Genomic DNA, 22,702 nt, shown 5'->3' with positions numbered 1-22,702 from the left:
GTAATGGAAGACAGTATATTATCGACAGTCCAGGATAACTTTGAAAAGGTTCCTTCACTGGAGCATTATTTTGAAAAGTTTAGAGAGAATATAATAGGCAATAATCATGTTTTTAATTCAGGTTATGGAAACCAAAAAATGATTTATGCGGATTGGATTGCAAGTGGACGCCTATATCGCCCAATTGAAGCGGTAATGTGCAGTAAAATCGGTCCAATGGTTGCCAATACACATTCTTTTTCAAGTGAATCTGGAAAAGCATCTACGTATGCATATCAGCACGCCAGAAATATTATCAAAAAACATGTCAATGCATCAGAAGCTGATATATTAGTTACCACGGGAACAGGTATGACAGCTGCTTTGTCTAAATTGCAGCGAATCATGGGACTGCTTAAAGTTGATTTTTTAAAGGAAGGATTTCATAACAGTAATGATGATCAAAGGCCAGTTGTATTTATTACGCACATGGAACACCATTCCAATCAGGTTCCTTGGTACGAAATTAACGCAGATGTTGTTATTCTAAAGGCTGGAAAAGATAATTTGGTTGACACTGCTGTATTAGAGGCAGAACTTAAGAAATACGCATCAAGAAGTTTAAAAATTGGCTCTTTTACGGCGTGTTCTAATGTTACGGGGATAATCACGCCTTATCATGAGCTTGCTAAAATTATGCATCAGCACGGCGGTTTTTGTTTTGTCGATTTTGCAGCATCGGCACCTTATGTGAAAATTGATATGCATCCTGAAGATCCAGGTCAGGAATTGGATGCAATTTTCTTTTCGCCACATAAATTTCTGGGTGGACCAGGAAGTTGTGGCATTTTGGTTTTCAACGAAAAATTATACAAATCCAATTTTCCTGATAATCCGGGGGGAGGCAATGTGAAGTATACTACCCCTTGGGGTGAATTTTGTTATAGTGATGCTATAGAAGTTAGAGAAGACGGAGGAACTCCCGGTTTTCTTCAGGTTATGCGGACGGCATTGTGTATGGAACTGAAAACACAGATGGGTATCGAAAACATGAAAAATAGAGAAAAAGAACTCCTTGAATTATGTTACTCAGAACTACGCAATATTCCAAATATTTCGCTTCTGGGAGACCAGAAAAGTGAACGTATAGGCTGTATTTCATTAAATATCGAAGACATACATTATAATTTGGTGGTTAGGCTTCTCAATGACCGTTTTGGCGTTCAGGTTCGAGGAGGATGGTCATGTGCCAGTACTTATGCTCACAGTTTGTTTGGAATTGAAAGGGAAAAATCTAATGAAATAATAGCCGGTATTAAAAAGCAGAATTTAACGGATAAACCCGGCTGGGTTCGTATATCACTTCACCCGACAATGACTGACCAGGAACTATTATATATCTGTAATGCATTAAAAAGTATAATACTTCACCATAAGGATTGGGGCACTGATTATAATTATAATCAGTGTAATAATGAATTTGAAAATATGCTGGGTACAGATCCATTAATTGATGAAGTGAAAGGGTGGTTTTCGGCAGAACTTGTATAAGATTTATAAAGGGAGATAATTAAATTTAAAAATTAAAATTAAAATGAAAAGTAAAGTTATTTTGGGTTTCGGTTCATTATTTTTCTGCGCAATGGTTACTGCACAGAAAAGCAATCCGAATTTTAGTAAAGTAAAAGTTTTAGGTGGGTTTGAAGAATATTTGTACCAACCTAATGGAATGAACGTCCTACTGTTACAAGACAACGCATCACCTGTTGTTACAGTGCAGATTGTATACAGGGTAGGGTCCAAAAATGAAGTTTTGGGAAACACTGGAAGTACTCACCTTTTGGAGCATTTAATGTTCAAAGGAACGCCGACTTTTAATAAAAACAAGGGAACTACAATCACTGACGTACTTCAAAATACAGGAGCCCAATTAAATGCTACAACATGGTATGACCGTACTAATTACTATGAGACGTTACCAAGCGATAAAATCGCATTGGCGATGCAGATCGAAGCGGACAGGATGCGTAACTCTCTGCTTCTAAAAGAAGATAAAGAGGCTGAAATGACGGTAGTACGCAATGAATTTGAGCGTGGTGAGAATGATCCTAACAGTTTACTTGATAAGGAAATATGGGCAACAGCTTATATTGCTCATCCATATCATCATTCAACAATTGGCTGGAAATCGGATATCGAAAAGGCACCAATTGAAGTGCTTCGTAATTTTTATAATACCTACTATTGGCCTGATAATGCAACTTTGACGATAATCGGAGATTTTAAAAAAGAGAATGTTTTTGAACTTATTGAGCAGTATTTTGGAAAGATTTCAAAGGCACCAAATGTAATGCCTCAGCCTTATACTGAAGAACCACAACAATATGGTCCTCGTAAAATTATAATTAAGAAACCGGGAGAACTTGGAGTAATTAATAAAGCCTATAAAATTCCTGGAGCTTTACATGAAGACCTGCCAGCGCTAAATATTCTTGCCGAAATTATTGGATCAGGACCATCAGCGATTTTGAATAAAACTTTCGTAGATACGCGTTTGGGAATATATGCATACGCAGGTGCCAGTAACTTTAAAGAAGTGGGACTTTTCTCTATTGGTGTTGGATTTCCTACTACATCTAAACACGAAGATATTGATGCAAAATTAAGTGAGGTTGTTGCTAAAATTCAAAAAGAGGGAGTATCTCAGGATGAAGTAGATAGAGTAGTGGCTAAAATAAGTGCCCAAACTATCCTTGGCAGAGACGGATCAGGTATCATTGCGTCTGAATTAACAGAAGCCATTGCCAGGGGAGATTGGGCAGATTATGTAACAGGTGTTGATAGACTTAAAAAAGTGACACCCGCAGATGTGCTACGTGTGGCCCAAAAATATTTAGTGGAAGATCAAAGTACCACAGGTTATTTTGTTCCAAAAGAATCAGGATCAAATGTAAGTCAGGATTCAGGAGCTAGTAAATTAATGGCAGAAAATGGACCTTTTTATTATAGAGATCCAAGTCATGGTCATTTAGAAGATTCTTCTTCTTCCTCTTCTTCTGTTTTAGTTAAAGAAAAAGAGGTTGTTGTAAATAAAACTTATGCAGAGCAGATTTCGATGGAAAAAACTGCTTCCTTTTTCAAAAGAGAAAAAGTAGCAGGGATTGATGTGGTATCGGTTAAGACTTCAGCTAAAGATTTTGTCACAGTTTCTGCAAGTATTTCATTGGGTAATTTTGCCAATGAAAATAAAAATTCTATGATACCGACGCTGACAGCGGCAATGCTATCTCAAGGTACAGTGCTTAATAACAAATTTAAATTCTCTGAAAAACTTCAAAAATTAGGAGTGACTTTAAATGTTTATGGTTCGGCTTCGAAAATAAGCATTGATTTTAAATGTCTTAAAAAAGATTTAGATCAGGTAATCACTTTGTTGGCTGAGGAATTGCGTTCTCCGTTAATGGATAAAACGGAATTTGAAAACCTGAAACAGCAGTTTACAGGAAATACGCAACAAAATTTAAATGATCCTCGACAAAGGGGAAGCATCGCTTTGACCCAAGCGATCTACCCAAAAGCAAACCCTAACTATGACTTAAGTGTTGAAGAGGATTTAAGCAACATTAAAAATACCACTTTGGAGGAAGTTAAAGCTTTCCACAAAAAATATTTCGGACCAAATTCTATGCATTTAGTAATCGTTGGTGATACGGACGGTGCCAATTTGAATAATTCTTTAAAGAAATCATTTAAGAATTGGAGTGGCGGAGTGACAGAAACTTTAAAATTTGAAGACGCTCCAAAAGCCTCAAAAACAGAGGTGATTACAATTGCTGAAAAACCAAGTGCAGAATTATTTATAGGACAGTACACAGGATTAAAAAGATCCGACGCTGATTTTGTACCATTTTATATTGCAACCTACACTCTAGGAGGTGGATTTGCAGGACGCTTGATGCAGACTGTCAGAGATGTTGATGGATTGACCTATAATATTACTTCTGGAATGGGAGGCAATACCATGACTGGTGGTTACTGGTATATCAACGCATCATTTAATCCGTCTTTATTTCAAAAAGGATTGGACGCCACAATGGTTCAGGTTAATAAATGGCTAAAAGATGGTATTACGGCACAAGAATTAGAAAACAAAAAAACAAACCTAATTGGTAGTTTTAAAGTAAGTCTGTCAACGACGACTGGACTGAGTAGAACTATTTTAGGATTTGTTGAAAGAGGGCTGGATCCAAGCTATATTAATCAATATCCAAAGGAAATTGAAAAGGTGACTTTAAAGGAAGTCAATGAAGCTATCAGGAAATACATTCAAACAGATAAAATGGTGATCATTAAATCAGGTTCACTTGATAAGGACGGCAATCCTATGAAATAAGTTTTAATAGTCTGTCTTTCATAATTTTTATTTTTTTAGATAATGTAATTTGTTAACTATTTTTTTGAAGGACTCATGAAGAGCTGTTTGCCGACAGCTCTTTATTTTTAAAACCCCTATCAATCATTATAGTTAGTGCTATCACGCTTTTCTAAGAATATTAATGGATTCAGTTTCTTTATATGAATCATATTTGCTTATTATTTTTTATGAGAAAAGAACTTCAGTCATTTATAATAGTATCAGCACCACTTGAAGAGGTGTTTTCATATTTTTTTTCATTAAATCCAACAGTTGTACTGCAAAATATTTGGTTTGTTCCTAAAAATGAAAAGAATATTTTAAATACAGACATGATAGAGCCTGGGGATGAAGAGCTGATTTATTTTCAAGATGGCTCAACAGCGCTTTATCAATTATTCAGTCTTATTCCTCGTGTTTCTTTTTCAGTTCATATTGACGAATTTAGATCCAAACGATTTAAAGGCTTCAACGCAATGCGCTGCCATTTTACCTTTACACAGTTAGAACATAATAAGATTATAGTGGATTGTCGCTATCAGTTTTATATGGACTCCAGCTTGCGCCAGCTATTTTTTGATTTATTTTTAAAGGGTATTATACAGAAAAAACTTAATGCCGATTTAGCTCTAGGCGCCGATAAACTACATGTATTAGTGTAATAGACATTGCTTTGCCAAATAATTAAAGTTTTGTTATCGAATAAAGCTCTATATCACTTCGTTAAAAATTGCTCATTGATTTTTATTTTAATTGTTAATCTTAAACGATGAATACAAATATTGAAACAAACCCGTTATTAGAGCGCTTGCCAAAACATTTAAAGCAATTTATCAAACCTCAGGATTATAGCGATTATACACCAATTAATCAGGCGGTTTGGCGCTACGTGATGCGCAAGAATGTAGATTATTTATCAAAAGTTGCCCATCATTCTTATTTGGATGGTTTGAAGAAAACCGGAATCGAAGTAGATTCTATTCCAAGTATGTATGGAATGAACCGAATCCTGACTGAAATTGGCTGGGCGGCGGTTGCAGTTGACGGTTTTATTCCGCCAAATGCTTTTATGGAATTTCAGGCTTATAACGTTTTGGTTATTGCTTCAGATATCAGACAATTAGAACATATTGAATATACACCTGCACCAGACATTATTCACGAAGGTGCCGGCCACGCTCCTATTATTGCGAATCCTGAATATGCAGAATATTTGCGCCGTTTTGGTGAAATTGGCTGCAAAGCGATTTCATCTCACAAAGATTATCAAATGTATGAAGCGATTCGTTTGCTTTCGATTTTGAAAGAAGCCGAAGATACGCCTCAGGAAAAAATTGACGAAGCAGAAAAAGCCGTTGCTGATTTGCAAAACAATATGGGCGAATTATCAGAAATGGCTCAGATTCGTAATTTACATTGGTGGACAGTGGAATATGGTTTAATTGGGACTATTGAAGACCCAAAAATTTATGGCGCCGGATTACTATCTTCTATTGGAGAAAGCGCCTGGTGTATGACGGACAATGTAAAGAAAATCCCTTATGATATTTCGGCTGCGAATCAGAATTTTGATATTACACAGTTACAACCTCAACTTTATGTGACGCCAACTTTTTCTTATTTGAGTTTAATTTTAGAGGAATTTGCCAATAAAATGGCATTAAGAACCGGAGGTCTTTCGGGAATTCAAAAACTAATCCATTCAAGTGCTTTAGGAACAATTGAATTAAGCAACAATTTTAGTTTAAACTTCTATATTCAATAGGGGTATACCCTGTATTTTTTTTAAACATTCGATTAAAATGCTGTGGATATTTAAAACCCAGTTCAAATGCTATCTGGCTGATCGATTTATTGGTATCAAAAATTCGTTCCTTGGCTAAATTAATTAATTTTAATTGAATGTGCTCCTGAGCCGATTTGCCTGTTTCCTTTTTAATCAGGTCACCAAAATAATTAGGCGAAAGATGTAAAAGATCCGCAAAATATCCTACAGAAGGCAGACCTAAATTTCGCGTATTTTCCGATTCAAAATAGTCACTGAGCAAATTCTCAAATTTTGATAGAATGTCTGTGTTGATGTTCTCACGGGTTATAAACTGCCTGTCATAAAAACGAACGCAGTAATTTAAAAATAGTTCAATGTTACTTGCTATGATACTCTTACTGTGTTTGTCAATAGACCGATTTAGTTCATACTCTAACTTATTATACAAATCTTTAATAATTTGCTGTTCTTTCAATGATAAATGAAGGGCTTCGTGCGAATCATAAGAAAAGAAAGAATATTGGCTCATTTGCTTTCCTAAAGCAGTTCCTTTTATCAAGTCCGGATGAAAAAGCAGCGCCAGACCAGTAGGCATATAATTTTCCTCATTTTTAACTTCGATTACTTGTCCCGGAGCAATAAAAACCAAAGTCCCTTCGTCATAATCATAGTTATTTCTTCCATAGCGCAGCTCTCCGCAATGTCCGGCTTTTAAAAAAACAGCATACAAACCAAAATGCATTCGGGAATTGTTGGGCAGGGCATTTGTTATTGAATTATCAAAAACACTTATTAAAGGATGTTGGGTTTCAACACCTTTCAGTGCGTTGTACTGTGCTATGGTTTCGACTTTTATAATGTGTTCCATGAGATGAAAATTTAATTAACAGTACAAATATACTAAGCAGATTGCTAATAAGTTAAGGTGAATGTTCAAATCAGTAATAATGGTAATAATAACAGTAATATGTATAATAACCCAGTGACATTATTGGAGGAACTTTGTATTGTCAAAAATGATAAGAGAATTATTGTACGTAAAACTATAAAAATGAAAACAAGAATTTTAGGAACACAAGGGTTAGAAGTTTCCGCCTTAGGAATGGGATGCATGAACTTAAGTTTTGGAACAGGAAAGGGTGTTGATATAAAGGAAGGAATCAAAGTAATCCGTTCTGCTTATGAGAAAGGAATCACTTTTTTTGATACGGCAGAAGCTTACGGACCTTTTACTAATGAAGAACTGGTAGGTGAATCGCTAAAACCTTTTCGTAAAGACGTCATTATTGCCACGAAATTTGGAATGATTTCAGACACCGGAATTAATAGCAAACCCGAACATATCCGTCAGGTAGTGGAGGCCTCTTTGAAAAGATTGCAAACCGATTATATTGATTTATTGTACCAGCACCGTGTAGATCCAAATGTCCCTATTGAAGATGTAGCGGGAACGATTAAGGATTTGATTCAGGAAGGGAAAGTAAAATATTTTGGACTTTCAGAAGCGGGTGCAGAAACGATTCAGCGTGCACATAATATTCAGCCCGTTTCGGCAGTTCAGAATCAATATTCTATTTGGACAAGAGAACCGGAAGCTAAAGTTTTACCACTTTGTGAGCAATTAGGAATTGGTTTTGTGCCTTGGGGACCAATTGGAACGGGTTTTTTAACGGGTAAAATTACACCCGATACCAAATTTGACAGTGATACCGACCTGCGCGCAGTTTTTCCTCGTTTCACTCCCGAAGCGATAAGAGCCAATATGCCTGTTGTGGAACTGCTCACAAAGATTGCCAATAGAAAAAATGCAACTCCTGTTCAAATTGCTTTAGCCTGGTTACTGGCTCAAAAATCATTTATAGTGCCGATTCCCGGAATGGATAAAATAGAGTTTTTAGACGATAATATTAAATCTGTAAATGTGGAGCTTTCCACAAAAGATCTACAGGAAATTGAGGATGGGCTGGCAAAAATCACTTTTCAGGGAGCAAGACTCAATGAAGGACTGCTGGGTTTGTCTGAAGAATAAAAAAAGAGTTCTTTTAAATTATTATTAAATTAATTTCAATAAAATGAAAAATATTGTTTTAAATAACGGAATAGAAATGCCTTTATTAGGATTTGGTGTTTACCAGATTCCAGATGCGGAGGAGTGTGAAAAAAGTGTGTTAACTGCTATTGAAGCAGGCTACAGATTAATAGATACAGCATCGGCTTACGGCAATGAAGAAGCAGTTGGAAAAGCCATTAAGAAAAGCGGTGTGGCGAGAGAAGATTTGTTTATTACCACAAAACTTTGGGTATCAGATACAGGATATGAAAAAACGAAGAAAGCATTTGAAGCTTCACTTGAAAAATTGCAGTTAGATTATCTGGATTTATACCTGATTCATCAGCCTTATGGAGATGTCTACGGTTCCTGGCGTGCCATGGAAGAATTGTATGGTGAAGGAAAAATTAAAGCAATTGGCGTAAGTAATTTTCAACCAGACCGTCTGATCGATTTGATTATACATAACAAAATTGTTCCTGCGGTAAATCAAATTGAAACGCATCCCTTCAACCAGCAGCTTGAGACGCAGCATCTTTTAAAAGAAAATAAGGTTCAGATAGAAAGCTGGGGGCCATTTGCTGAGGGTAAAAATGATATGTTTACTAATAAATTATTGGTTTCAATCGGGGAAAAACATAATAAAAGTGTGGCGCAGGTTATTTTACGCTGGCTGGTGCAAAGAGGAGTTGTAGCCATTCCTAAGTCCGTTAAAAAAGAAAGAATCATAGAAAACATCAACATTTTCGATTTCGAATTAGGCATAGAGGATATGGATATGATTTCAATTTTAGATACTAAAAAAAGTGTATTCTTTGATCATCGTGACCCTGAAATTGTAAAATGGATTGGCAGTCGATAATGATTTTTTGAGCAATTAAACTTCATTTACTTTAAGTAGATAGCATGAAAAAAGTATTAAAATTATTGCTTGTGTTTCTGATTTTAATTTCTACTGAAGCTCACACACAAACAAAATCAAAAGAAATTATGGAAGCCGATAAGATAGCTATAGAAAAATCACAAATCCTTGCTGTAACCCGCCAATTCACTAAGCTTATGATTGACAGGGATATTACAGGATTAAACAAAATAGTAGATCTAAATTTTACCCTTACACATATTACAGGGTACGTTCAGTCAAAAGAAGAATGGTTCTCAGAGATTGACAAAGAAAGCATGAAATACTATTCTTATGAAGAGGTGAAAACTGCAGTTACAATAGATGGGGACAAAGCCATTTTTACGGGACAGAATCTGCTGGATGCAAGAATCTGGGGAACACGAAACAATTGGCGCCTGCAGCAGACAATGAATCTTGAAAAACGAAACGGCAACTGGATTATACTTAAATCAGTAGCATCCGTATTTTAAAATAATATAAGAATTACAATTATGGAAAAGAGATTATTAGGGACACAAGGATTAGAAGTTTCTGCTCTTGGAATGGGCTGTATGGGACTGAGTTTTGGTTACGGCCCTGCAACTGACAAACAGAAAGCGATACAATTAATCAGGGAAGCTTACCAGCAAGGCATCACCTTTTTTGATACGGCAGAAGCTTACGGCATTGCCAATGAAGAATTGGTAGGGGAAGCCTTGGCGCCGTTTAGAAAAGAAGTCGTTATTGCAACCAAATTTGGTTTTAAGGAAGGGGATTCCACTAAAGGGCAAGACAGCAATCCAAAAAGAATAAGAGAAGTTGCAGAGGAATCTTTAAGACGATTAAAAACGGACGTGATTGATTTATTCTACCAGCACAGGGTAGATCCAAATGTGCCAATGGAGGATGTGGCAGGAACGGTTAAGGATCTTATTGCAGAAGGAAAAGTAAAACACTTCGGGCTTTCAGAAGCAGGGGTTGAATCGATTCGTAAAGCGCATGCCATTCAACCTGTATCGGCTTTGCAAAGCGAATATTCTATTTGGTGGAGAGAACCTGAACTGGAAATATTACCAACATTAGAAAAACTGGGAATCGGTTTTGTTCCCTTTAGCCCTTTGGGGAAAGGATTTTTAACTGGTGCCATTACGGAGAACACTCAATTCGATGCTTCGGATTTTCGAAATGTTGTGCCTCGTTTTTCTGAAGAAAACAGAAAAGCCAATCAAAGATTAGTGGTTTTGCTGGGTGAGATTGCCGCGCAAAAAAAAGCCACACCGGCACAAATTGCCCTGGGATGGTTACTGGCACAAAAACAGTGGATTGTTCCTATTCCCGGAACTACAAAATCACACCGACTGACTGAAAATATTGGGGGTGCTTCTATTGTATTATCAGTTGGCGATATTCAGGAAATTGATGCTGCTTTTGCTAAGACTGATGTTCAGGGAGCACGTTATCCGGCGCATTTGCAAAAAAGAGTTGGGAAATAGATTTCGAAATTCGTGTTTATGTAACTGTTTTCCGAAAAAGTAAAATTTATATCTTTGGTAAATGATAACATTCAATGACTTTACTTCATACAACCAATACATAGGATTAGCAAAGCCTTTAGATAACGATATTGATGTAGGCTATTATGACGCCCCGAATATGCTTTTGAAGTCAGAAGCTATCGCGGTAGATTTTTACAGGATTTCTATAAAAGTAGGATATAAAGATAAATTTGATCCCAATTCAAAACCTGTAAACGCTGTATTTTTCAATAGTCCGGAAATGCCTGTCGGATGGGATGTTGACCCAACCTACACAGGAATGTACCTGCAGCTTTCCAAAAAAGCAATTGAAGAAAATCGCTATTTGTTCAAAAGCTACCTGGATTATGGACAACACGAAGCCTTATACCTGACAGATGAAGAAGTACAGGAAATCAGTGCTGTTTTTCATTTGATGATGAAATATTACAAAGCTGAAAAACAAAATTTTAATGTGCTTTTGTCTTATGTAAACGTGCTGGTTTCCTTGGTAGAGGAGTTTTACAAAAGGCAGTTTTCAACCGATCCAAAGCAGTACAGCAGGATTGTCAGCGACTTTCAGCAAAGTCTGATTGATTACTACAAACAGCCTGTATCACAACTTCCAAATGTGCAGTATTTTGCAGATAAACTGGGTTTGACAGCTAATTATCTGGGTGATATTATGAGACACTTTACCCAAAAATCTACTTTAGAAAACATTCATGAATTTGTAATCAAAAAAGCAAAAGAATTATTGGTAGAAGATAAAAAACTAAACACTACTCAAGTAGCTTACGAATTGGGTTTTGAATACCCCAATTACTTTTCAAAATTCTTTAAAAAACAGGTTAATCTCACCCCAAAAGAATACCGATTGCAAGCCATCAGCAAAAACTAAATTTTATACAAACGCCTCCACAAGAGGCGTTTTTTTTATTATCAGGGATTTGTTTCTTTTTTAGTATTGGTCTGTTTCCGTTTGCCGATTTACTTCCCTATAACTTTGCAGTATAAATTAGATGAAAATGGAAACAAAAAATCTTTACGTACTACTTATTTTACTTTTAATGTCCTGTTCAAACGCTCAAAACCCTGTTGAAGAATTAAAAGAATCAAAACCTGATGAGATTTTAATTGTGTATTTATCCCGTACCAAAAACACAAAAGCTGTTGGGGAAATCATACATGAAAATATTGGAGGCGATTTAGTGGAATTAGAACTGCAGAATCCTTATCCGGAGAATTACAGAGAGACAGTTGATCAGGTTTCCAGAGAACTTGAAACAGGATTTTTGCCACCTCTTAAAACAAAGATTGAAAATATAGAAAAATACAAGGTAGTATTTGTAGGCTTCCCAACTTGGAGCATGGCTCTACCGCCGCCAATGAAAAGCTTTCTAAAACAATACAATCTGGAAGGAAAAACAATTATCCCTTTCAATACCAATGCGGGCTATGGTGTTGGAAGCGGTTTTGAAACGGTAAAAGAACTTTGCCCAAATAGTACAGTTACTGAAGGCTATTCTACAAGGGGCGGTGTAGAAAGAGACGGGATTTTATTTGTAATGGAAGGGGATAAAGCTGTTGCAGTAAAAGACGAAGTTCAAAATTGGCTGCAAAAAATAGGAATCATTCAAAAAAAATAATTTAAATCAAACACTATGAAAATTTTCATTTCCATCCTGATGTTACTGGCAGGTTCAATAGACAGTGAAGCACAAAACAATAAAAATTCGAAAAACAAAACTATGACAACAACAAGCAACGGAGTAAAAGTTGAAAAAGTAACTTTCCCCAACAGGCACATTACCATTGTGGCCAATATTTTCTTTCCAAAAGATTTTGATAAATCTAAAAAATACCCGTCTATCGTGGTAGGACATCCTTTTGGAGGAGTAAAAGAGCAGACTTCGGGTTTATACGCAGAAAAATTAGCAGAAAAGGGCTTTATTGCCTTGGCTTATGATGCTTCTTATCAAGGAGAGAGTGGAGGAGAGCCGCGTTTATTGGAAGACCCGGAAATGCGTACAGAAGATTACCGTGCTGCTGCTGATTATATTACAACAAGAGACTTTGTTGATACAAGCAAAGTAGGCGTCCTTGGAATTTGCGGCGGCGGTGGATTTGCAATTCATGCGGCACAAACCGAACATCGTTTTAAAGCCGTAGCCACTATCAGCATGGTTGATGGGGGTGATTTGAGAAGAAACGGAATGAACGGTTCTTTGACAGCTACCATTCAACAAAGGTTAGATGAAGTAGCAAAACAAAGAATTATAGAAGCCAATGGCGGACCTGTTCGATACAACAACTATGTGGCAAATACCAAGGAAGATCTACCTAAAAATGCAACTATAATGTACACTGAAGGTTACGAATATTACAGAGTGACACATAAACACGAAAGATCGCCAAACCAATACAGGTTCACCAGTTTGGATCAATTAATCAATTTCACGGCTCTGGATCACCTTGATTTAATTTCGCCTCGTCCCTTGTTGCTTATAGCCGGTAACAAAGCAGACAGCTATTATTTCAGCGAGCAGGCTTACGAAAGAGCAAAAGAACCAAGAGAACTATACACTGTAGATGGAGCAACCCATATTGATCTTTATTGGAAACCGGAATATGTAACGCCAATTGTAGAAAAACTAACTGATTTTTACGGCAGAAGCTTTAAATAGGACACCGAAAACTGACCCGCCGGATTCAGAATGAAGATTTCAGTGAATTAACTTATAGCATTGAAAAATTGTAAATATGAGATATCAGCATGCATGTAGATTAAAAAAAATTGCGGGCATTTCGATTATTGCAAAAAACAAATAGTGTAGAAACAGAATTGAGATTAAACATTAATGGTATAGAAATATAAATATGCTTTATGAGAACATTTAAAGACTTCGTATCCTTCAACCAGCACATAGGCCTGGCAGCTCCAATTGACAATAATATTGATGTTGGTTATTACGATGCTCCCAATATGCTTTTAAAGTCTGAATCGGTAATAGTTGATTTTTACAGAATATCCATTAAAATTAATTTTGTTGACAAATCAAACCCTAATGCGGTACCTATCAATGCCATATTTTTTTAACAGTCCTGAATTAGCAACTAGCTGGGATGTTGAAAAACCGTCTTAAGATTTTAATGCCGGAAGCTCTTTTAGATAGTATTCAAAATCTTTATATCATGAAAATAAAAAACAAAAAAATGAAACTAAAAATTTATGTAATGGTCTTTCTACTGGCTGTGATCTCGTGCGCAAAAGCCCAGGAGTCTTCCTCTTCAAAAGATAGAACTAAAACTGTTTTACTAATCAATGCCCATTTGACTTATAAGGGGCTATCAGAAGGAACCCTTAATAAATCTTTTTACGAGGAAGCTAAAAAGTTTTTCATCTCTGCAGGGTATCACATTTTGGAGACAAAAATTTCAGATGGATATGATGTTGATAAAGAAGTTGAAAAACACATGCTGGCTGATATCATAGTACTGCAGACCCCTGTGAATTGGGAGTCAACCCCTTGGATCTATAAAAAATACGTTGACGATGTTTTTACCAGTGCCATGTTTAGCAAAAAATTCCTCAACGGGGATGGAAGATCTGCTCAGGATCCTTCAAGACAGTATGGGACAGGTGGAAATATGCAGGGCAAAAAATTCATGCTTTGCGCGACCTGGAATGCACCTGAGGAAAGTTTTAATGATCCCTCACAGCTTGTTTTTAAAGGTAAAAGTGCTGATGATGCCTTATTTAATGTAGCAGTAAACTACACTTTTGTCGGTTATGAAGTACTTGCGGGATATCACTGTTATGATATATTCCACAATAAGCATATCAAAGAAGACTTAAAGAAATATCCGGCCCATTTAAGAAAGGTCCTGACATTATAATTACATCATAAAATACAATTTACAATCAATAAAAAATGGAGAATACAAAAAAGGTTTTATTAATCAATACGCATTTAACTTATCCGGAATGGTCTGAAGGTTCTTTAACTAATTCATTTATCCAAACGGCCAGAGACTTTTTCACTTCAAAAAAATATGAAGTTTTAGAAACAAAAATAGAAGACGGGTATATGCTGGAGGATGAAGTTTCAAAACATTTACAGGCAGAAATTATTATTCTGCAGATGCCCGTTAACTGGTTTGGCGCTCCGTGGATCTATAAAAAATATGTTGACGAAGTTTTTAATACCGGACTTTTTAGCAAAAAGTTTCTTTCCGATGACGGCAGAACAAGGGAGAATCCTTCAAAGCAGTACGGTACAGGGGGACATCTTCAGGGCAAAAAATTTATGATCTGTGCCACCTGGAATGCTCCGGCGGCAGCATTTGGAGATCCACAGCAAATGTTACTGCAAGGCAGAAGCACGGCTGACCTGCTCTTGCCGATATCAAGTAATTACCGTTTCTGCGGAGTTGAGATCATGAGAGGATATAACTGCTTTGATATCTTCAAAGATTCACAAATTGAGTTTGATCTGAAAAACTATCCGGAACATCTTCAGGAAATTTTAAATATTTCTTTTAGAGAATCTCATCAGTAGATATCACTATCCAATTATACTCAGATATGGCAGTATGCAGAAAATCGCTTGTGCAATTAAAGACAAAAAAAACATCGCTTTTCAGGCGGTGTTTTTAGTTCATGTAAGTCCGGTTCCCACAGACATAAAAAAGAGTTGTAATATTGTTTAAAAATTTAAAAAAAAATAACTTCTTACAGTAAAATGTACACTCTGAGTTATCTCTTTTACACCGAATTTTAAAGACAAATATTTCTTTTATACATTTTAGATTTTAAAAAATGAAAAATTAAAACTGTAATGTTTAGCGAAGGCTGAATTTCTTTTTTTTGCTAAAAAGTAGAAACAGGAATGTTCTAATTTTTTCTTCCAAAGACATTGCTAGCGATTTGTTTTTGTGAACTTCATAAAATTAGAGGATTATCTATCTTGGGAGATTTGAGAATCCCAAGAATTAGTTATGTTTCTTTCATCATTGAAAACATTTAATATAATCTAATCGTAAGGTTATTAAATGACCGTTTCGGTATTCAGGTTTGCGGTGGCTGGTCTTGCGCCAGTACGTATGCCCACTATTTGTTTGAGATTGATCAAGAGAAATCTATCTCAATTGTAAATGGAATTCTGCAGAAAGACTTAACAGTAAAACCAGGTTGGGTCAGGATTTCACTTCATCCAACAATGAAAAATGAGGAACTTTTATTTATTTGCGAAGCAATTGAGGATATAGTTGCTAATATAACAGAATGAGAGAAAGCTTACAGGTATAATATAGCAACAAATGAATATGATCATCTTCTTCTACAAGAAAGTATAAAAGAAGAAGTAAAGAACTGGTTTTGCATTGGCCTATGACTTCGTGGTCTGATTTAATTTAATGAATTCTAAAAATTGTATTAAGTTATCCTCTGATAAAAAATGGTTTTCAAATGTTATTTCAGCGTTTCTAAGATGTAGTTTGAGAATATCAATTGAAAACCATATCTGTTATAACTGATCAATTGAGCTGAATGTTTTTTTTAAGCGAGCTTTTATTAAGTATTAATTTAAATAATTTAGAATGTAAATTTATCAAGTTTAGTATTTATTGTTTATTTAATTCTTATAAATTTTGCTTTATTGTCAAATTGTTGATTATTGTTATAATACAATATAGTTTATGAATAATTTGATAAAATAAAACCTGTTTAGTGCTTGTGTATTGTGAAAAGTTAAAAAAGTATATTTTTTTTAGGGGTTAGGTGTTTCTTATTGGCACTATATTAATAGATGCTCATTTGAATGGATGATAAAAGGGAGATTTTAGCCGAATGCTCTCGCTTCTTATTGGCAGCACGCGCGGTAGTATATGTGTATAGCTAACCGTCCACCATGTTATGCAAGACTGAAGGTAGATTTAAGCAAAAGTATAAAGTGTTAGGAACTCCTTAAAATTAAATTATAATATATAAAAAATTCCTATGGACTAAAAACATAAAGCAACACCTTGGGAGATAACTTAAGACCGACCAAATTTATAAAGGTACTTCCTTGGGGTGTTAGCAAACAATTTAATGCTATAACCATTTAAACCCAACCAAAATTTATAACAACTAAATTATTCAATATTTTTATCCAATATCCACAAGAGGGTTCTAAAGTAAGGAAATGTAAAAAGTTTATGCGATTCTGCTTGTGACAATTGCCTTTGTTCTGATACCATATAATATGCTATCGCAAAGTGCCAAATTAAAATTGATCAGTACAAAATGATATGGAGAAGTTTTATTTTCAAATTTATTGTAATTGGGAACTTATTGAAAATTAACTATAATTAAGATCGAGCATGCAGGAAACGCTTAAGGAACATATATGTAAAATAGTTCAAATATCAAATGAAGAATATTTAGAAATAGAAGATTTCTTTGATAATAAAAAATATAAAAAAGATAAGTATATCATAGAGTCAGGAAATACATCAACACATGAGTTTTTTATTATTCAAGGACTGGTTGCGGCTTCTCATATTAATTACGAAGGAAAAAGTCATATTGTTCAATTTGCAACAGAGGGTCAATGGATTTCTGACGTGCAGTCCTTCAATACGGGATGTTCTACAAATATTAGTATTAAATGTCTTGAAGATACAGAGTTATATTGCATATCATATCAAGACAAGGAAAAGCTATGTGCAATTTCTAGAAAAATGGAATTTTTTTTTCGAAAGAGAAGCAATGCTAACAATATCATGCTGCAAAACAGGATCCTGCTTTTTATGTGCTCTAATTCAAAAGACCGCTATGAACAGTTTATCCGACAATATCCGAAAATTCATCGCAGACTCCCCAAGGTATTAATTGCCTCTTAGCTAGGCGTAACTAGAAGGACGCTAAGTCAATTTTGATTGAAAGTTTAGAATTAAACCAGTATTGATAAGAAATAGTATTTTTTGACTTGGGGCTATATACAAGGTAAACAATAACAAAATAAAAATCAATCTTTAACCTATAGGTAACTAATGGAAAAAATAACATTTTTAAATCCTGAATTTTTTTGGCTGTTTTTACTAATTCCAATTGCAATTTGGTGGTCTTTCTCAAAGCACAAGCATCAATCTGCTACTTTAAAAATGAGTTCAATTCAGGGTTTTAAAAAAAGCGAATCAATATTGACAAGATTGAAACCTTGTCTCCATGTCTTCAGGATTCTTGCATTGAGTTCTTTGATTATTGCATTGGCAAGACCAAGAACAGTTAACATCAGCAATGAAACTAAGACAACAAAAGGGATTGACATCGTTATGGCGATTGACGTATCCGGAAGTATGCTCGCCAAAGATTTAAAGCCTAATCGTATGGAGGCCTTAAAAAGAGTAGTAGCTAATTTTGTTGTCGAACGAAGTAATGATAGAATCGGTTTAGTTCTATATGCTTCTGAAGCTTACACTAAAACTCCCGTAACAAGTGATAAGGCAATTATTTTAGAAGCAATAAAAGGAATCAAATACGATAAAGTACTTCAAGATGGAACAGGAATCGGAATGGGGCTTGCAACTGCCGTAAACCGACTAAAAGCAAGTAAGGCAAAAAGCAGGGTAATTATACTTTTAACTGATGGGGTAAACAATGCTGGCTTTATTGAACCCGAAACAGCATCTGATATTGCTAAACAGTTCGGAATAAAAATATATACCATAGGAATAGGTTCAAACGGACTTGCAGAATCTCCTTATTCATATGCACCTGACGGAACATTGATTTTCAAAATGCAAAAAGTAGAAATTGACGAGCAATTATTGAAAAATATAGCTAGGAAAACTGATGGAGTTTATTTTAGAGCAACAAGTAATGAGACATTATCCAAAATATATCATTCTATAAATAAACTGGAGACGACTGAAATTCAGGAATTGAAGTTCTACGATTATGATGAAAAATACAGAGTTTTCGTTCTGCTTGCCGGATTTTTAATAGTGCTGGAAATAGTATTACGAAACACCGTTTATAGAAGTTTTATTTAGTTATTGCAAATCTGTAATAGAGATTTCGAAAAAAAGAATTTGTTTTTGTAGGCATTTTGAAATCTCAAGAATCAGTTCTGCAATTGAAAACGAGAAACCGCTGTAGTGGTGGCTTCTTCACATTGTGAGATTGTGTGAGGTTTTATGACAATCCTAAAACTTTAATTCCTAAAAAAAAATCAATTTGCAATATAAGAAATAACCGCTAAAGATAGGGCTTTTACAATGTTTGAATGGAGAAAGCACGAAAACAGAAAGTTACTGACCTTCTCTTACAAATAAAGACAATCCGAATTCGAATATTTAATTTATGAGATGTTCAGTCGACGAACAGAGTAAATTAAAATCAAATTAAATAGAGGAAAGGAAAACCACCAAATTTTAATCAGATCTGAAAAGATCAATCTATAAAGTCCGGTTCAAACTTGTTAAACCTCGATTTGCCATAAAGCTCAGAAGAGTAATATTTATTCAAATTTTGGCTAATAAAGTTTTAATTTAAGCTGGAATAGACACTAAGAATTTTTATATTTGAATGCTAATAGCATCACATATTTTTTAAACTAATTGCAATGGAAAAGGAGATGAAACTGAAGGTTCGGAAAGAACTCAATGGCAGGCAGCAGTCCAATATTATTAAATTAAAAGGCAGTATAATCTCAATGGGATATACAGAAATCATACACATTGTGGATAAGGATGATGATTTTCATATCAATTTTTTTGACATTGAGAAGGGTACGGCCAGCGAAGTGCAGGAATTTATCACTGCATTTATAGCAAGGGAAAACCTCGAAGACAGCATATCGATTTATAAATAAAGGCCGTTGATGGATCAGAGGTAAAGCTGAAACATTCATGAAAAGCATTTTCTTCAAAAAGTCAGCAGCTTTTCATGCGTGGTATTGCCAAATTCATAAAAACTTAACAGCAGGTTTTCGTGCAATAGAAAACCATATTCTGATCATAGTAATATTGGATAGATATCAGATTAATCATTTTTTAGGAGTTCTTCCTGCTATAATTTCCAATCTTTTGGGCCAGGCCGCGGCAAAGAGTATTTTACTTTTATCGGGGCTAAATGTGGCGGAAGAGCCTGTTTTGTCATGGAGTACCGCACGGTCAAGCCCAAAAGTTATGTTTTAACCGATACTGAATTTTCAGTTTTTTTAGTACCACTTTCGCAATTCTCTCACAAAGATATTGTTACTTACTTCCAAAAACTTTTATAATCCACCCGTGCATTTTAAAATTTAGCTACTTTTATGTTTAAATTTACTTATACCTTTAAATATTTTATGATATGAATATTGATTATCAAGACACGAATTTTTTTAATACAGATTATATATATCGAATTCAAACCTTTGAAAAGTACCTGGCAAGTGGAATGGCTTCGGAGGAGCATTATGCCAATTATAAAGTGGGCCTGATACCTAATATTTTCTATGGACATAATTTATCAACCGTTTTAAGTTTATTCAAAAAGGAGTTCGTAGATGTAAAATATGGTGTTGAAAGATATGAAAAGGATAATAATAATGATTTTCCCATGTTAAAATCCTTTATCAATACCGAGAGAAATTTACGAAAAGTATTGGATGAAAGCCAACTTGGGGATTATACAGCACTTTTAGAACGTTCCTTTGACAATCAGAAAACAGATGCCACAGCGGCAGCAGTGAGCCGATTTTTTTTAGCAACACCGATACTAAAAACATATATCTTTCAAGTTGAAAAAGTATTTGGGAAAGGTATTCTTGATTGATTTGTACTAATTTACAGAACTCTTAATAATTGATTTTTTGTTAGTTTGGGAATCTCATTATTGATCAATTTATGGAATTACATTTTGAAGATTTAGCGCTCACCATTAAAGCTACCGATTTGGATGTTCCTTATAATATGAGGGACGAGACTTTGTTTTTGACGGTTCGCTCTGACTTGACTGATTTATTATCTAACAAGAAAACAGAAATTTTCTACTTTGGACTTGCTCCCGACAATACAGCAGATGGTCAGGATGAACTTTTAGAAAATGGGATTTTCTATCGCATTATTGGCTATGAAAAAAATTTAGGGATTGATTTGGAAAGCAGCCCGGAGGAGATTTTAAGTGCTTTCCATTACTTAGTTAGTAATTTCCAGCCCAGATGGGCTACAATCTTTGTTGAAGAAGGAGTGAGCAAAAAAGAAGTTACAATTGAATTAATGTATCAGGAAATACTATTAAATGATAAAAAATAAGCAGTGATGAACCTTGATGATGGAATAGAGAGATTTGTTACGGCGCAGCAGTATGTTTACCACCAGGCTTTAAATGAAATCAAAAACGGGAGGAAGCAAAGTCACTGGATGTGGTTTGTTTTTCCTCAAATCAGAGGTCTGGGATTTACCGACTTTAATGTGTATTACGGGATTAAGGACCTAAAGGAAGCCGAGCAATATTTAAGTGATCCAATGCTCGGAGGACGCCTAATTGAAATTTCATTGGCGGTTCTTTCTCAACAGGGAAAAACAGCCATGGAAATTTTTGGTAAACCTGACCAGAGAAAACTTAAATCCTCTATGACCCTCTTTTGCCAGGTACAAAATACAAATCCTGTTTTCCAGAAAGTATTAGAAAGATATTATCAGGGATCGGTTGATGAAAAAACTATGGCAATACTGCTATCTCAAAAAAGTAATTTGTGAAACTTTCAATCAAATTAGCATCGAATTATTTGCAAGAAGACAATGAAGGGTCACCTCGATTAACTTTTTGATTATAAATCAATAAAAGTAAGTTTTACGTTCTCAAGATAATCATCCTGTATTTTGGTGAGTTCAGCGTTTAGTTCCTGCATTTTTGCCCTTACAATTGTATTGCGGTTTTCCTGCTCCATTTTATAGCTTTCAGCTTTTTGTTCAGCAGTTGGTTCAATTTCGATTTGGTCCGAATGTGATTGCTGGTCATCTGAGTTTGAAATTGCTTGTTCTTCACTCTTTTGCTGTTCCCATCTTTGAAATTGCGCTTCAGGATAGGCGTTGTACAGGTATTCATATAGAATTCCCTCACATCTGTTGAAGTGTTCCCAAGGAAAAAGGCCATCCTCAGTCATCTCATTGGGATAGGTGTAAAGGGTAATTTCCATACGCGAATACAAATCCAATTTATAGTAATCAATAAACTGCTGATTGGTAACTCCTTTAAAATAATCAATTTCTTCCATGGCTATATTTTTTAAACTTGAAATGCGATAAGATTTCCTTCATATGGAAATGCAAAATCTTCAATTTTAACAGACCCGTCCAGCCATGCCGATTCATCATTTCTTTTAAGCATTATAGGCATTCGGTATTTATGGTTGTGTACATAGGACATTATTTTATTTGCCTTTGTGGTTACCATTGTATAGGTGTTTTTTATTTCATTTGAAACAGGATCTGTCCACGAGGAATACAACCCTGCGAAGGTGAAAATTTCATCATCCTGCGAGTTGATCTGGTATTTATCTTTGCTTTTTCCTTTTTCATCATTCCAATGCCATTCATAATAGGCAGAAGCAATTATGAGACAGCGGTTGTGTGTTATATTTTTAAAAGATGCTTTTTCGTCTATGGATTCAATCCTCGCATTGAGTGTGTTTTTTCTAAATTCAATATCTTTTGCCCATGATGGCAGTAGTCCCCACGTATAGTCCGTTGTAATTAAACCGGGTGAGGAATTGAGGATTATTGGGATATTAGGATGCGCGAATCCATTTATAAAATCTGACTGAAGATAAGTTTCCTCGTTATCCACTTCTGCATTAAAACGTCGTTTTACATTTTCAATTGCCGCCGACTGCTGAACATAGTAACACATAATTTTTTTGATTATTATAGTGTGAAAACACCTTATTTTAATACTATTAAACTTTATTTGGGCAGTTTTGTCAATTGCCCTGTGATAGATTTGCCACAAAAATTGTAGTGATAAATCGGTATCAATTTGACGTAAGGCGCATTGAAAAACTGCTTTTGGAAAATCAACAAAGAAAAAATAATCTTCACCAGAAAAACAGCAATAAAC

Annotated in this window: 23 protein-coding genes and 1 pseudogene; 21 read left to right on the top strand and 3 right to left on the bottom strand. The window is 35.1% G+C overall.

The window, feature by feature from the left end:
• The first annotated feature begins 3 nt into the window (after nucleotides 1-3).
• The 4 genes and pseudogenes from BUA98_RS10870 to BUA98_RS10855 form a co-directional block, all read left to right on the top strand.
• Nucleotides 4-1,530: an aminotransferase class V-fold PLP-dependent enzyme gene (locus BUA98_RS10870; protein WP_072972372.1), complete on the top strand. Its 1,527-nt coding sequence runs from the start codon at nucleotides 4-6 to the stop codon at nucleotides 1,528-1,530.
• Nucleotides 1,531-1,573: 43 nt separating this feature from the next.
• Complete coding sequence (locus BUA98_RS10865) at nucleotides 1,574-4,372, top strand: M16 family metallopeptidase (RefSeq protein ID WP_072972370.1); 2,799 nt, start codon at nucleotides 1,574-1,576, stop codon at nucleotides 4,370-4,372.
• 209 nt (nucleotides 4,373-4,581) lie between these two features.
• A complete protein-coding gene (locus BUA98_RS10860; RefSeq protein ID WP_072972367.1) occupies nucleotides 4,582-5,055 on the top strand; it encodes a hypothetical protein in 474 nt (157 codons plus the stop codon).
• Between the two features lie 107 nt (nucleotides 5,056-5,162).
• Nucleotides 5,163-6,143 (top strand): annotated as a pseudogene (locus BUA98_RS10855) (aromatic amino acid hydroxylase); the annotation flags it as partial.
• Here the strand turns inward: BUA98_RS10855 and BUA98_RS10850 are convergent.
• A complete protein-coding gene (locus BUA98_RS10850) occupies nucleotides 6,133-7,029 on the bottom strand; it encodes a helix-turn-helix domain-containing protein (protein ID WP_072972364.1) in 897 nt (298 codons plus the stop codon). The pseudogene BUA98_RS10855 and the gene BUA98_RS10850 overlap by 11 nt on opposite strands.
• 183 nt (nucleotides 7,030-7,212) lie before the next feature.
• Here BUA98_RS10850 and BUA98_RS10845 point away from each other — a divergent pair, with 183 nt between their 5' ends.
• The 17 genes from BUA98_RS10845 (at nucleotide 7,213) to BUA98_RS10765 (ending at nucleotide 21,342) form a co-directional block, all read left to right on the top strand.
• Nucleotides 7,213-8,190, top strand: coding sequence for an aldo/keto reductase (locus BUA98_RS10845; protein WP_072972359.1), 978 nt, complete (start codon nucleotides 7,213-7,215; stop codon nucleotides 8,188-8,190).
• Nucleotides 8,191-8,233: 43 nt separating this feature from the next.
• Complete coding sequence (locus BUA98_RS10840) at nucleotides 8,234-9,073, top strand: aldo/keto reductase (RefSeq protein WP_072972357.1); 840 nt, start codon at nucleotides 8,234-8,236, stop codon at nucleotides 9,071-9,073.
• A gap of 44 nt (nucleotides 9,074-9,117) precedes the next feature.
• Entirely contained in the window at nucleotides 9,118-9,585 is a 468-nt protein-coding gene (locus BUA98_RS10835; protein WP_244279194.1) for a nuclear transport factor 2 family protein, read from the top strand.
• 21 nt (nucleotides 9,586-9,606) lie between these two features.
• Nucleotides 9,607-10,587, top strand: a complete 981-nt coding sequence (locus BUA98_RS10830) for an aldo/keto reductase (protein ID WP_072972354.1) — start codon at nucleotides 9,607-9,609, stop codon at nucleotides 10,585-10,587.
• Between the two features lie 61 nt (nucleotides 10,588-10,648).
• Nucleotides 10,649-11,509, top strand: a complete 861-nt coding sequence (locus BUA98_RS10825) for a helix-turn-helix domain-containing protein (RefSeq protein WP_072972351.1) — start codon at nucleotides 10,649-10,651, stop codon at nucleotides 11,507-11,509.
• A 127-nt stretch (nucleotides 11,510-11,636) separates the two neighbouring features.
• Complete coding sequence (locus tag BUA98_RS10820; RefSeq protein ID WP_086065283.1) at nucleotides 11,637-12,257, top strand: flavodoxin; 621 nt, start codon at nucleotides 11,637-11,639, stop codon at nucleotides 12,255-12,257.
• 15 nt (nucleotides 12,258-12,272) lie between these two features.
• Nucleotides 12,273-13,295 carry an alpha/beta hydrolase gene (locus BUA98_RS10815; protein WP_072972346.1) on the top strand — a complete coding sequence of 341 codons (1,023 nt, stop codon included), beginning with the start codon at nucleotides 12,273-12,275 and terminating at the stop codon, nucleotides 13,293-13,295.
• Between the two features lie 200 nt (nucleotides 13,296-13,495).
• The gene (locus BUA98_RS10810) at nucleotides 13,496-13,708 is read left to right on the top strand and encodes a hypothetical protein (RefSeq protein ID WP_072972343.1); all 213 of its coding nucleotides are present in this window, start codon (nucleotides 13,496-13,498) and stop codon (nucleotides 13,706-13,708) included.
• A 137-nt stretch (nucleotides 13,709-13,845) separates the two neighbouring features.
• On the top strand, nucleotides 13,846-14,508 hold the full coding sequence (locus tag BUA98_RS10805) for an NAD(P)H-dependent oxidoreductase (protein WP_244279193.1): 663 nt from the start codon (nucleotides 13,846-13,848) through the stop codon (nucleotides 14,506-14,508).
• Nucleotides 14,509-14,543: 35 nt separating this feature from the next.
• Nucleotides 14,544-15,170 carry an NAD(P)H-dependent oxidoreductase gene (locus BUA98_RS10800; protein ID WP_072972340.1) on the top strand — a complete coding sequence of 209 codons (627 nt, stop codon included), beginning with the start codon at nucleotides 14,544-14,546 and terminating at the stop codon, nucleotides 15,168-15,170.
• A 1,804-nt stretch (nucleotides 15,171-16,974) separates the two neighbouring features.
• Nucleotides 16,975-17,496, top strand: a complete 522-nt coding sequence (locus BUA98_RS10795) for a Crp/Fnr family transcriptional regulator (RefSeq protein WP_072972338.1) — start codon at nucleotides 16,975-16,977, stop codon at nucleotides 17,494-17,496.
• A gap of 150 nt (nucleotides 17,497-17,646) precedes the next feature.
• Entirely contained in the window at nucleotides 17,647-18,648 is a 1,002-nt protein-coding gene (locus BUA98_RS10790) for a vWA domain-containing protein (RefSeq protein WP_072972335.1), read from the top strand.
• A gap of 572 nt (nucleotides 18,649-19,220) precedes the next feature.
• Entirely contained in the window at nucleotides 19,221-19,469 is a 249-nt protein-coding gene (locus BUA98_RS10785) for a hypothetical protein (RefSeq protein WP_072972332.1), read from the top strand.
• A gap of 37 nt (nucleotides 19,470-19,506) precedes the next feature.
• A complete protein-coding gene (locus BUA98_RS10780; protein WP_072972330.1) occupies nucleotides 19,507-19,794 on the top strand; it encodes a hypothetical protein in 288 nt (95 codons plus the stop codon).
• Nucleotides 19,795-19,951: 157 nt separating this feature from the next.
• Nucleotides 19,952-20,416, top strand: coding sequence for a hypothetical protein (locus BUA98_RS10775; RefSeq protein WP_072972327.1), 465 nt, complete (start codon nucleotides 19,952-19,954; stop codon nucleotides 20,414-20,416).
• A 71-nt stretch (nucleotides 20,417-20,487) separates the two neighbouring features.
• Nucleotides 20,488-20,895: a hypothetical protein gene (locus BUA98_RS10770; protein WP_072972324.1), complete on the top strand. Its 408-nt coding sequence runs from the start codon at nucleotides 20,488-20,490 to the stop codon at nucleotides 20,893-20,895.
• Nucleotides 20,896-20,901: 6 nt separating this feature from the next.
• The gene (locus tag BUA98_RS10765) at nucleotides 20,902-21,342 is read left to right on the top strand and encodes a DUF1810 domain-containing protein (protein ID WP_072972322.1); all 441 of its coding nucleotides are present in this window, start codon (nucleotides 20,902-20,904) and stop codon (nucleotides 21,340-21,342) included.
• A 71-nt stretch (nucleotides 21,343-21,413) separates the two neighbouring features.
• On the opposite strand, the gene BUA98_RS10760 is transcribed toward BUA98_RS10765, so the two are convergent.
• Nucleotides 21,414-21,860: a hypothetical protein gene (locus BUA98_RS10760; RefSeq protein WP_072972319.1), complete on the bottom strand. Its 447-nt coding sequence runs from the start codon at nucleotides 21,858-21,860 to the stop codon at nucleotides 21,414-21,416.
• An 11-nt stretch (nucleotides 21,861-21,871) separates the two neighbouring features.
• Entirely contained in the window at nucleotides 21,872-22,495 is a 624-nt protein-coding gene (locus BUA98_RS10755; protein ID WP_072972316.1) for an SOS response-associated peptidase, read from the bottom strand.
• Between the last annotated feature and the right edge of the window lie 207 nt (nucleotides 22,496-22,702).

Origin of the sequence: Flavobacterium saccharophilum (assembly GCF_900142735.1) — a bacterium.
Lineage (GTDB): Bacteria > Bacteroidota > Bacteroidia > Flavobacteriales > Flavobacteriaceae > Flavobacterium > Flavobacterium saccharophilum.
The sequence above is the reverse complement of the archived record's forward strand: the minus strand, read 5'-3'. Positions and strand labels throughout refer to the sequence as shown.

Excerpts from the sequence above, each read along its gene's own strand:
- BUA98_RS10830 (WP_072972354.1), top strand. The coding sequence starts at position 9,607 with ATGGAAAAGAGATTATTAGGGACACAAGGATTAGAAGTTTCTGCTCTT.
- BUA98_RS10865 (WP_072972370.1), top strand. The coding sequence starts at position 1,574 with ATGAAAAGTAAAGTTATTTTGGGTTTCGGTTCATTATTTTTCTGCGCA.
- BUA98_RS10820 (WP_086065283.1), top strand. The coding sequence starts at position 11,637 with ATGGAAACAAAAAATCTTTACGTACTACTTATTTTACTTTTAATGTCC.
- BUA98_RS10845 (WP_072972359.1), top strand. The coding sequence starts at position 7,213 with ATGAAAACAAGAATTTTAGGAACACAAGGGTTAGAAGTTTCCGCCTTA.
- BUA98_RS10795 (WP_072972338.1), top strand. The coding sequence starts at position 16,975 with ATGCAGGAAACGCTTAAGGAACATATATGTAAAATAGTTCAAATATCA.
- BUA98_RS10765 (WP_072972322.1), top strand. The coding sequence starts at position 20,902 with ATGAACCTTGATGATGGAATAGAGAGATTTGTTACGGCGCAGCAGTAT.
- BUA98_RS10775 (WP_072972327.1), top strand. The coding sequence starts at position 19,952 with ATGAATATTGATTATCAAGACACGAATTTTTTTAATACAGATTATATA.
- BUA98_RS10760 (WP_072972319.1), bottom strand. The coding sequence starts at position 21,860 with ATGGAAGAAATTGATTATTTTAAAGGAGTTACCAATCAGCAGTTTATT.
- BUA98_RS10805 (WP_244279193.1), top strand. The coding sequence starts at position 13,846 with ATGGTCTTTCTACTGGCTGTGATCTCGTGCGCAAAAGCCCAGGAGTCT.
- BUA98_RS10780 (WP_072972330.1), top strand. The coding sequence starts at position 19,507 with ATGAAAAGCATTTTCTTCAAAAAGTCAGCAGCTTTTCATGCGTGGTAT.
- BUA98_RS10790 (WP_072972335.1), top strand. The coding sequence starts at position 17,647 with ATGGAAAAAATAACATTTTTAAATCCTGAATTTTTTTGGCTGTTTTTA.
- BUA98_RS10850 (WP_072972364.1), bottom strand. The coding sequence starts at position 7,029 with ATGGAACACATTATAAAAGTCGAAACCATAGCACAGTACAACGCACTG.
- BUA98_RS10800 (WP_072972340.1), top strand. The coding sequence starts at position 14,544 with ATGGAGAATACAAAAAAGGTTTTATTAATCAATACGCATTTAACTTAT.
- BUA98_RS10835 (WP_244279194.1), top strand. The coding sequence starts at position 9,118 with ATGAAAAAAGTATTAAAATTATTGCTTGTGTTTCTGATTTTAATTTCT.
- BUA98_RS10785 (WP_072972332.1), top strand. The coding sequence starts at position 19,221 with ATGGAAAAGGAGATGAAACTGAAGGTTCGGAAAGAACTCAATGGCAGG.
- BUA98_RS10770 (WP_072972324.1), top strand. The coding sequence starts at position 20,488 with ATGGAATTACATTTTGAAGATTTAGCGCTCACCATTAAAGCTACCGAT.
- BUA98_RS10815 (WP_072972346.1), top strand. The coding sequence starts at position 12,273 with ATGAAAATTTTCATTTCCATCCTGATGTTACTGGCAGGTTCAATAGAC.
- BUA98_RS10825 (WP_072972351.1), top strand. The coding sequence starts at position 10,649 with ATGATAACATTCAATGACTTTACTTCATACAACCAATACATAGGATTA.
- BUA98_RS10840 (WP_072972357.1), top strand. The coding sequence starts at position 8,234 with ATGAAAAATATTGTTTTAAATAACGGAATAGAAATGCCTTTATTAGGA.
- BUA98_RS10870 (WP_072972372.1), top strand. The coding sequence starts at position 4 with ATGGAAGACAGTATATTATCGACAGTCCAGGATAACTTTGAAAAGGTT.
- BUA98_RS10810 (WP_072972343.1), top strand. The coding sequence starts at position 13,496 with ATGAGAACATTTAAAGACTTCGTATCCTTCAACCAGCACATAGGCCTG.
- BUA98_RS10755 (WP_072972316.1), bottom strand. The coding sequence starts at position 22,495 with ATGTGTTACTATGTTCAGCAGTCGGCGGCAATTGAAAATGTAAAACGA.
- BUA98_RS10860 (WP_072972367.1), top strand. The coding sequence starts at position 4,582 with ATGAGAAAAGAACTTCAGTCATTTATAATAGTATCAGCACCACTTGAA.